A 7644-nucleotide genomic window follows, 5' to 3' on the forward strand; every position below is an offset into this window, starting at 1 on the left:
AGTCTGAGATCTACCGTCTTTGCCGCTTTTGTCCAGCAAATTAGAGAATTCGTATCAGACTGACTACATTCACAAGTTAGCTTCAGACATGGATGTTGTGGTGACTGGGATCGGACTTGTCTCAGCGTTAGGAAATCTTGAAGCTAGTTGGAGTGGTTTATTGAAAGGGCGATCGAGTATTCAACTTTATCAACCCTTTCCACAACTGCCGCCAAAACCTCTAGCACTGATTGACAAATATCCTGCTGGGTTGGTGGACTTGACTGAGCAAATCGTCTGGGATGCGCTGCAAGACGCTGGACTTTCTTTGCCGTTGGCAGATTGTGGCGTGGTGATCGGGTCGAGTCGGGGCAATCAATCCGCTTGGGAAAAATTGACGACTCACTCCAACCCAACGCTGCTAGAAAATTGGCTAGAAACGTTGCCTAATTCTGCTGCGATCGCGGCGGCTCGACTGCTCAAAACTCATGCTCCTGTTTTTTCACCGATGGCCGCCTGTGCAACTGGAATTTGGGCGATCGCTCAAGGCTATGAGCTGATTCAATCCGGGCAGTGTGACCGAGTGATTGTGGGAGCGGTGGAGGCTGCGATTACGCCCTTGACGCTGATTGGGTTCGATCGCATGGGGGCATTAGCACAAACGGGTTGCTATCCCTTTGATGGCGATCGGGAGGGCTTAGTTCTTGGTGAAGGGGGAGCCGTTTTGGTATTAGAAACTGCGGAGTTGGCAAGCTGTCGAGGAGCCAGCGTTTATGGTCAAATTCGAGGATTTGGGCTGACGGCAGATGGGTTTCATGTCAGTGCGCCAGCCCTTGATAGACGAACCGCGATCGCCACCATTCAGCACTGTTTAGAGAGAAGTGGCTTGAACCCTGAGCAAGTTAATTACATTCATGCTCACGGAACTTCGACGCAAATTAACGATCGCACTGAAGCTCATTTGATCCAAACTCTCTTTCCACAAGGGGTTCCGGTCAGTTCAACTAAGGGAGCAACGGGTCACACTTTGGGAGCGTCTGGCGCTTTGGGGGCTGCGTTTTGTTTGATGGCCCTGCGGGAGCAGAGATTGCCGCCCTGTGTGGGGTTGAGATCGCCTGAATTTGAGTTGGACTTTGTGACAGAGGCGCGGTCTCTTCAAGTCAATCACGTTCAAGCTAATCACAAAGGGTCGTCCTCGATTGAGAATGTCTTAAATTTTAGTTTTGGGTTTGGGGGGCAAAATGCGGCGGCCTGCTTTAGTCGTGCGTCACGGTAGACTTTTGAAAAAGGCTGTCACTAAATTTCCATGACTCTTACCGAACAAATTCTCTCGCAACTTGCAGGCGATGTCTTGAGTGGATTGAGGCGCACCGATGAATCGTGGCGTTCTCTTCGAGAAGATCGATTAGCTGTTTCCCAGGTGGTTCAAGAAAGTGGTGTTTGGTTAGAAACGCTTGATTATGATGTCATTATCTGCGGCGGCACATTAGGAATTTTGATCGGAGCGGCGCTGGTTCAAAAAGGGTGGCGAGTTGCCTTATTAGAGCGGGGAATTTTGCGAGGACGAGAGCAGGAATGGAATATTTCTCGTCAAGAACTTCAGGTATTTGTTGAGTTAGGTTTGCTGACTGAAGAAGAATTAGAGAGCGCGATCGCTACTCAATTTAACCCTGTTCGAGTTAGCTTTTTAGGGGGTTCTGAAGTCTTTGCTAAAGATGTGCTCAACAACGGAGTCGATCCCGTTTTCTTACTAGAAACCCTAAAACAAAAATTTTGCAATTCAGGTGGGAAGCTATTTGAAAATACGCCCTTTCAAGAAGTCACTGTGCATCCCAATGGCGTTTCTATTCAAAAAAAATTTACTGCCCGATTAATGTTAGATGCGATGGGGCATTTTTCGCCGATCGTGCGGCAAGCTAGACAAGGCAAAAAACCAGATGCACTCTGTTTAGTTGTAGGCAGTTGTGCAAAAGGATTTCCTGAAAATAAGTCGGGTGATTTAATTGTGTCATTTACACCGATACAAAATCAGTGCCAATATTTTTGGGAAGCTTTTCCGGCTAGGGACGGTCGAACAACTTATCTGTTTACTTATTTGGATGCAGAAGTCGATCGCATCTCTTTAGAAACGCTGTTTGAAGAGTACTTTCGTCTATTACCTGAATACCAAAAGATTAAACTCTCTCAGCTTCAATTTGAGCGCGTTTTATTCGGACTTTTTCCCTGCTATCGTGACAGTCCCCTCAAGCCAAAATGGGATCGTATTCTGCCTGTTGGCGATAGTAGCGGCAGTCAGTCTCCCCTGAGTTTTGGAGGATTTGGGGCAATGGTGCGCCATCTAAAACGTTTGACAGAAGGGATTCATGAAGCGTTGGAAACTGATGTTTTGCATCGAGATGGGTTGGCTCCTCTACAGCCCTATCAGCCAAATCTCACAGTAACCTGGCTCTTTCAGCGAGCGATGAGCGTAGGCGTTGACCAAAAGATTGAACCCAATCAAATCAATGAATTGCTGGCGATCGTCTTTCAAGAAATGCAGCAGTTAGGAGATCCCGTTCTCAAACCTTTTCTACAAGATGTTGTCCAGTTTATTCCCCTATTTCAAACCTTAATGAAGACAGGACTTTCTCATCCCAAACTGGTGCTTAAAATCATTCCACAAGTCGGTATTTTGACATTATTGGATTGGGCCAAACACTTCGGTAGTCTGGCAACCTATTCATGGCTTTATCCGTTTGGCAAAACTTTGACACCCTGGACAAAGAATTTATTACCAATTCAACAATATTATTGGAATCGTTGGATTCAAGCCTGGAAATATGGCTCCGGAAGAGATTATAAAAAATAGCTTTTTCTCAGAGATGGAAGTTGATAATCTAGAAAGAGAACCCCCTGCTGAAACAATGGAATTTTCCCTCGCTCGCCAACAGTTTTATCAAGAAGTGCGTCAACCCGATGAACATATTATTCTGGAAAAAGCAGCCCTTCATATCGCACAAGAAGAATATCCAACTTTAGAGGTCGATCGCTATCTCACCCGATTAGATGACATTGCTGAAGAAATTCGTAAACGCCTTCCGTTGGAACCTTATCCGCTCAAAACCCTGCAAACCATCAATCGCTATCTGTTTGATGAGCTAAAGTTTGTCGGCAACACAACAGACTATTATGATCCGCGCAACAGTTTCTTGAATGATGTACTCGATCGCCGCACAGGGATTCCAATCACTTTATCTGTTGTTTATCTAGCGATCGCTCAAAGAATCGATTTTCCAATGGTGGGAATTGGGATGCCCGGACACTTTCTGATCCGCCCTGATCAAGAAGAAATGGAAATCTTTGTAGATCCGTTTACTCAAGGCGAAATTCTATTTCCTCAAGACTGTCAAGACCGCTTAAGTCAACTTTTTGGTCAGCCTGTTGAGATGCAGCCTCAGTTTCTAGAAACCGTTAGTAATCGACAGCTTTTAGCCCGAATGTTGACTAATCTCAAAGCAATTTATCTTAATAAAAATCAAATTGAATCTGCCTTAGCTGCGATCGAACGTATCCTTTTACTGTTTCCCAACGCGGCTCTAGAACTGCGCGATCGTGGCATTCTCTACTTTCGTACCAACCGCTGGATTGAGGCTCGACAAGATTTAGAACTGTATTTAGAAATGATGCCGAAAGCTGACGATCGCGATGTGATTCAGCAACTATTAAATCGGATGAGTAACCGATAATTGTCAGCATCCTAGCCTACACTTTGATAAACTTCCTCAGCCACTCGCTTGAGCCGTCGCAGTTGAGCCTGCATATCTTCTCGCGTCAACTTAGCGGCAAAAGTATCAAACCCAAAGCGGACGATCGGATTCGGAATCTCAAATTCAAACCGATTTACCAAACGAGTGCCTCGCGCTTCTGGCTTACACTCCCAGCGATCGCGCCCCTTAAAAAACCCCTGAAACTCCCAAACCACAAGCCCTGGCTCTCGCTCAACTACCACACTCTTAAGGGTCGGCTGCAAAACCGGAACCTGGATCACAAATCGGCTGCGGCTGCCCAAATCGGTAGACCAATCGCCCACAGGTTCGCATCGCAGAGCGGGATTAAGCCAACGGTGCATCAAAACTTGATCAGTAATACAGCGCTCAACCACGATCGCACTCGCATTAATTTGAATCGATTGCTCAAAGATTTGGGATGACATGTTAACTGGTGGTCAAAGAAACTAACTAGTGAATTCTAAAAAATATCTCTTTAGAACGAAGATTAGTCGGTAGGAACCTGCGATGTTATGCAGTGCTTGTGACATTCAATTCTCACAAAGCTAAGGATATCTACCGCTGCTCTAAAGATTTGAATGCTGTGAACTCTTCTAAAACTTTATGGTAATTTACCAAAACTTCAAAATAGTATTTCTGAAGTCTTTTCAGTTTAGGGAGTTACCAGTAATCTGATGAGGCAACCGTACTTTTCTCTAGTCGCAGGTTGCTGACTCTACGCGCTCTAGATAGGAACACGTAAGCTGATTTATACATAGTACTGACCGCTTTCCGACCTGATTCTAGACGCATGTTTCATTGATGAAGTGAATTGCGCGTCTTGCTTGATTAAATAAATGAGGTTAACTAGACAACCATGAACGAAATTTGGCACAGTCTTGGTCAGCTAACTGGGGTGCAAACGTGGATGCCTGATCGCGTTTTGGCACAAGCTGGTACTGATTTCTCGCCGATCCCCTATCTCCAACAAAGCAATCTGATGAACATTGTCCTCCAGTTGTTGGGGGCGCTGGCAATTTTGCTGATTGGCTGGCTGGTAGCGGGCATTGTTTCCAGTGTGGTTCGCAATCTGCTCAAAAAAACAGATTTAGACAATCGTCTGGCGGGGTGGGTTTCTGGTGGACGGACTCGCAGCGCAGTTAACACCGAACAAATCGGAGCCGCGATCGCCTTCTGGATCATTATGATATTGGCAGTCGTCGCTGCCCTGAATGCCCTCAACCTGACCACGGTTTCTCAGCCGCTCAACAATTTCCTCAACCAGATTTTTGCGTTCTTGCCTCGTCTGGGATCGGCCGCGATTTTGATTGGAGTGGCTTGGGTGGTGGCAACGCTGGCCAAGGCGATCGCAGTTCGCACAGCACAGTCTTTCTCACTAGATGAGCGCATTGCCGAACAGAACGATGCTGACCCACTAGCCCCCAGTCCCTTTTTGCTAAGTGAAACGCTGGGAAATGCGCTTTACTGGTTTGTGTTTCTGTTTTTCTTGCCGCTAATTTTGGGCGTTCTCGATTTGCAGGGGCCGCTTCAGCCTGTTCAAAATTTGCTGAATGATATTCTGGGTGCCCTCCCAAATATTCTCAAAGCGGTTCTGATTGGTGTGGTGGGCTGGTTTGTGGCACGAGTGGTCAGGGGCATCGTTACCAATCTGCTCTCAGCTACTGGAACGGATCAGGTTGGCGCAAAACTCGGTCTCAGCCGAACTGGAGGCGGACAATCGCTATCCTGGCTAATTGGCACGATCGTCTATGTCTTAATTCTGATCCCAACGGCTACGGCTGCCTTAGATGCCTTACAGATCCCCGCGATCTCTGGGCCCGCAACGGCAATGTTGAATCAAATTCTCAGCGCCATCCCGCAGATTTTTACCGCAGCAATCATTCTAGCCATCGCCTATGTGATCGGAAAGTTTGTTGCTGATTTGGTAAGTAACATTCTCGCCAGTGTTGGTTTCAACAACGTCTTTTACTGGTTAGGGCTGCAAGCGGCTCCCCATACGCCTCAAGTTCCCCCGACCGAGTATGACACTGAGTTTCAGACGGGTGAAACGCTGCTTCAAGCGTCGGATACTCCGTCGTCTACGCGCACGCCTTCTGAAATTGCGGGTGTGGTCGTGCTGGTGGGTATTTTGCTCTTCGCAACCGTCCCGGCGGCTGATGTTCTCAATCTACCTGCCTTGACGCTGATCATTACGGGGCTGCTGGCGATTTTTGGTCGCCTTCTGGTTGGGTTGGCGGTGTTCGCGGTGGGCTTGTATTTGGCGAACTTGGCTTACAGCCTGATTACTAGTTCGGGAAGTCGTCAATCAAAGTTTTTGGGTCAGACGGCTCGAATCGCAATTATTGCACTGGTGGCAGCGATGGCACTTCAACAAGCAGGGATTGCCCCTAATATTGTGAATCTGGCGTTTGGACTGTTGTTAGGCGCGATCGCCGTTGCGATTGCTCTCGCCTTTGGCCTGGGTGGAAGAGATGTAGCGGCCGACCAGCTTCGCGACTGGCTCAAAGATTTCAAAGGTTAGAACTCTCTCGACGTTAAACATTCAGTGCGTTGCTCAGGTGACGCACTTTTTTTGTGATCACGATCGCCGCTCACCCGAAACTTTTATAGTTGGAGCCTATTCCGCATTGCCTTTTATGACTCAGATCGTCCAGGCAAATGAACCAACGCTCAGTGAGGTTGAAGATCAGTTTAATCTGCGTCAAGTGCTGGACGACCCGACCTTCTTCTCAGAGTGGCAAAGTAACTTCAGTAGATCGCAAAGTCAACCCGAAACAGGCAAATAAATGGCTGTAATCAAGGGAAACCGTCGTTCCACCGCGTGAGCGAGGAAGTTCAGCATGGTTTTGAGGGGAAACAAAGTCTGAAAAACCCTCTGCCCGCCTAGTCTTGCGTGAGAGATGAAACACCAGAGCAAATAGACCCACAGATTCACCAGAATAAAGGCTAACGCGACAAATAGAAACCTGAGGATGGGATTTTTGGTGGTGGTGCGAATGCGATCGCGTTTCGGCATTATCGGTAGATCAACTCGAATCATTAGGGGAAGCATTACTTGATTTTTCCAATGTTGCAAATTTAGAAGCTTGGCTGATAGAACAAAATTAGAGGAGCGATTAGCGCAAAGCGCAACTCCGCAGGAACCGCACTAAATCATTAAGCGATCGACGTTTTGAGAAATGATAGAGCGATCGCACTACAAGATCGACCATCAGAGCGCGATCGCTGTTCAGGTGAAGCGCGATCGACGAAGCTTGTGGAAGGGGCATCGCAGGGGTGCGATCTCTGTACCAATGTTGATCGCTCGTATAGGTGATAGTTTCTTACTAGGGCGTATTAACAAGGTATTTTTCGAGGTCATCTAATATCTTATTCGCTCCTGACATACCCTGTACTCGCCAAGCTTCTTGATCAACAATGTAGACTCGACCATTTTTGACTGCCTCTAAACTGTTAATTAAGGAATTTTGGAAATAAAAATCTGGTGTTTTCTTGTCAACATGAGCGTCAGCAATAAATAGAACATCAGCATCAAATTCATCAATTGTTTCAATACTGAGGTTAAAACTATCGTGCATTGTGAGGTTCTGGCGGAGACCAATATCAGTTAGAACTTGAGTCGCTACACCGATACCGCGTTTGTCAAGAAGTCCTCCAATAAAACTATCTCCATAGATAATGACGGAAACCTCAGTTTGCTGTAATTGGTCTCCTAGATGCTCTTGCAACTCCTTAATACGCTTTTGATATTGAACAAGAACTTCCTTTGCCTTCTCTTCTTGACCAACTATTTGGGCAATATACTGAAGATTTTTCTTTACAGTCTCCAGGTTAGGAGTAGGTACCAGCCCTTTCAAGGTGCTTTTTCATCTTTTTTAGATTTCGCTTGACTGAGCAA

9 protein-coding genes and 1 pseudogene are annotated in these 7644 nt (G+C 46.6%); 6 read left to right on the forward strand and 4 right to left on the reverse strand.

Translation table 11 applies throughout. From position 1 onward, the window contains the following. The first annotated feature begins 28 nt into the window (after window positions 1–28). Genes ACJ2PR_RS19225 through ACJ2PR_RS19235 form a run of 3 tightly spaced genes read left to right on the forward strand, consistent with a single transcriptional unit; the run spans window position 29 to window position 3704 of the window. Entirely contained in the window at window positions 29–1255 is a 1227-nt protein-coding gene (locus tag ACJ2PR_RS19225; protein WP_446878153.1) for a beta-ketoacyl-ACP synthase, read from the forward strand. 30 nt (window positions 1256–1285) lie between these two features. Then, on the forward strand, window positions 1286–2827 hold the full coding sequence (locus tag ACJ2PR_RS19230) for an FAD-dependent oxidoreductase (protein ID WP_446878154.1): 1542 nt from the start codon (window positions 1286–1288) through the stop codon (window positions 2825–2827). 55 nt (window positions 2828–2882) lie between these two features. Further along, window positions 2883–3704: a SirB1 family protein gene (locus tag ACJ2PR_RS19235; RefSeq protein WP_446878155.1), complete on the forward strand. Its 822-nt coding sequence runs from the start codon at window positions 2883–2885 to the stop codon at window positions 3702–3704. An 11-nt stretch (window positions 3705–3715) separates the two neighbouring features. On the opposite strand, the gene ACJ2PR_RS19240 is transcribed toward ACJ2PR_RS19235, so the two are convergent. Then, the gene (locus ACJ2PR_RS19240; protein ID WP_446878156.1) at window positions 3716–4171 is read right to left on the reverse strand and encodes an SRPBCC family protein; all 456 of its coding nucleotides are present in this window, start codon (window positions 4169–4171) and stop codon (window positions 3716–3718) included. A 431-nt stretch (window positions 4172–4602) separates the two neighbouring features. Between ACJ2PR_RS19240 and ACJ2PR_RS19245 the strand changes: the two genes are divergently transcribed. Both ACJ2PR_RS19245 and ACJ2PR_RS19250 read left to right on the forward strand, forming a co-directional pair. Beyond that, window positions 4603–6267, forward strand: a complete 1665-nt coding sequence (locus ACJ2PR_RS19245; protein WP_446861950.1) for a mechanosensitive ion channel — start codon at window positions 4603–4605, stop codon at window positions 6265–6267. Between the two features lie 37 nt (window positions 6268–6304). Next, entirely contained in the window at window positions 6305–6532 is a 228-nt protein-coding gene (locus ACJ2PR_RS19250; protein ID WP_446878157.1) for a hypothetical protein, read from the forward strand. Here the strand turns inward: ACJ2PR_RS19250 and ACJ2PR_RS19255 are convergent. After that, window positions 6511–6798 carry a hypothetical protein gene (locus ACJ2PR_RS19255; RefSeq protein ID WP_446861952.1) on the reverse strand — a complete coding sequence of 96 codons (288 nt, stop codon included), beginning with the start codon at window positions 6796–6798 and terminating at the stop codon, window positions 6511–6513. The genes ACJ2PR_RS19250 and ACJ2PR_RS19255 overlap by 22 nt on opposite strands. Between ACJ2PR_RS19255 and ACJ2PR_RS19260 the strand changes: the two are divergent. After that, window positions 6789–6854, forward strand: a pseudogene (locus ACJ2PR_RS19260) (DUF4351 domain-containing protein); the annotation flags it as partial. The gene ACJ2PR_RS19255 and the pseudogene ACJ2PR_RS19260 overlap by 10 nt on opposite strands. 8 nt (window positions 6855–6862) lie before the next feature. Here the strand turns inward: ACJ2PR_RS19260 and ACJ2PR_RS19265 are convergent. Then, complete coding sequence (locus tag ACJ2PR_RS19265; protein ID WP_446878158.1) at window positions 6863–7015, reverse strand: hypothetical protein; 153 nt, start codon at window positions 7013–7015, stop codon at window positions 6863–6865. 57 nt (window positions 7016–7072) lie between these two features. After that, complete coding sequence (locus ACJ2PR_RS19270; RefSeq protein WP_446878159.1) at window positions 7073–7603, reverse strand: ABC transporter substrate-binding protein; 531 nt, start codon at window positions 7601–7603, stop codon at window positions 7073–7075. Window positions 7604–7644: the final 41 nt, after the last annotated feature.

Source organism: Phormidesmis sp. 146-33 (assembly GCF_052939515.1).

Coding starts and splice junctions, on each gene's coding strand:
- ACJ2PR_RS19235 (WP_446878155.1), top strand. CDS start 2,883: ATGGAATTTTCCCTCGCTCGCCAACAGTTTTATCAAGAAGTGCGTCAA.
- ACJ2PR_RS19230 (WP_446878154.1), top strand. CDS start 1,286: ATGACTCTTACCGAACAAATTCTCTCGCAACTTGCAGGCGATGTCTTG.
- ACJ2PR_RS19240 (WP_446878156.1), bottom strand. CDS start 4,171: ATGTCATCCCAAATCTTTGAGCAATCGATTCAAATTAATGCGAGTGCG.
- ACJ2PR_RS19245 (WP_446861950.1), top strand. CDS start 4,603: ATGAACGAAATTTGGCACAGTCTTGGTCAGCTAACTGGGGTGCAAACG.
- ACJ2PR_RS19255 (WP_446861952.1), bottom strand. CDS start 6,798: ATGCTTCCCCTAATGATTCGAGTTGATCTACCGATAATGCCGAAACGC.
- ACJ2PR_RS19265 (WP_446878158.1), bottom strand. CDS start 7,015: ATGCCCCTTCCACAAGCTTCGTCGATCGCGCTTCACCTGAACAGCGAT.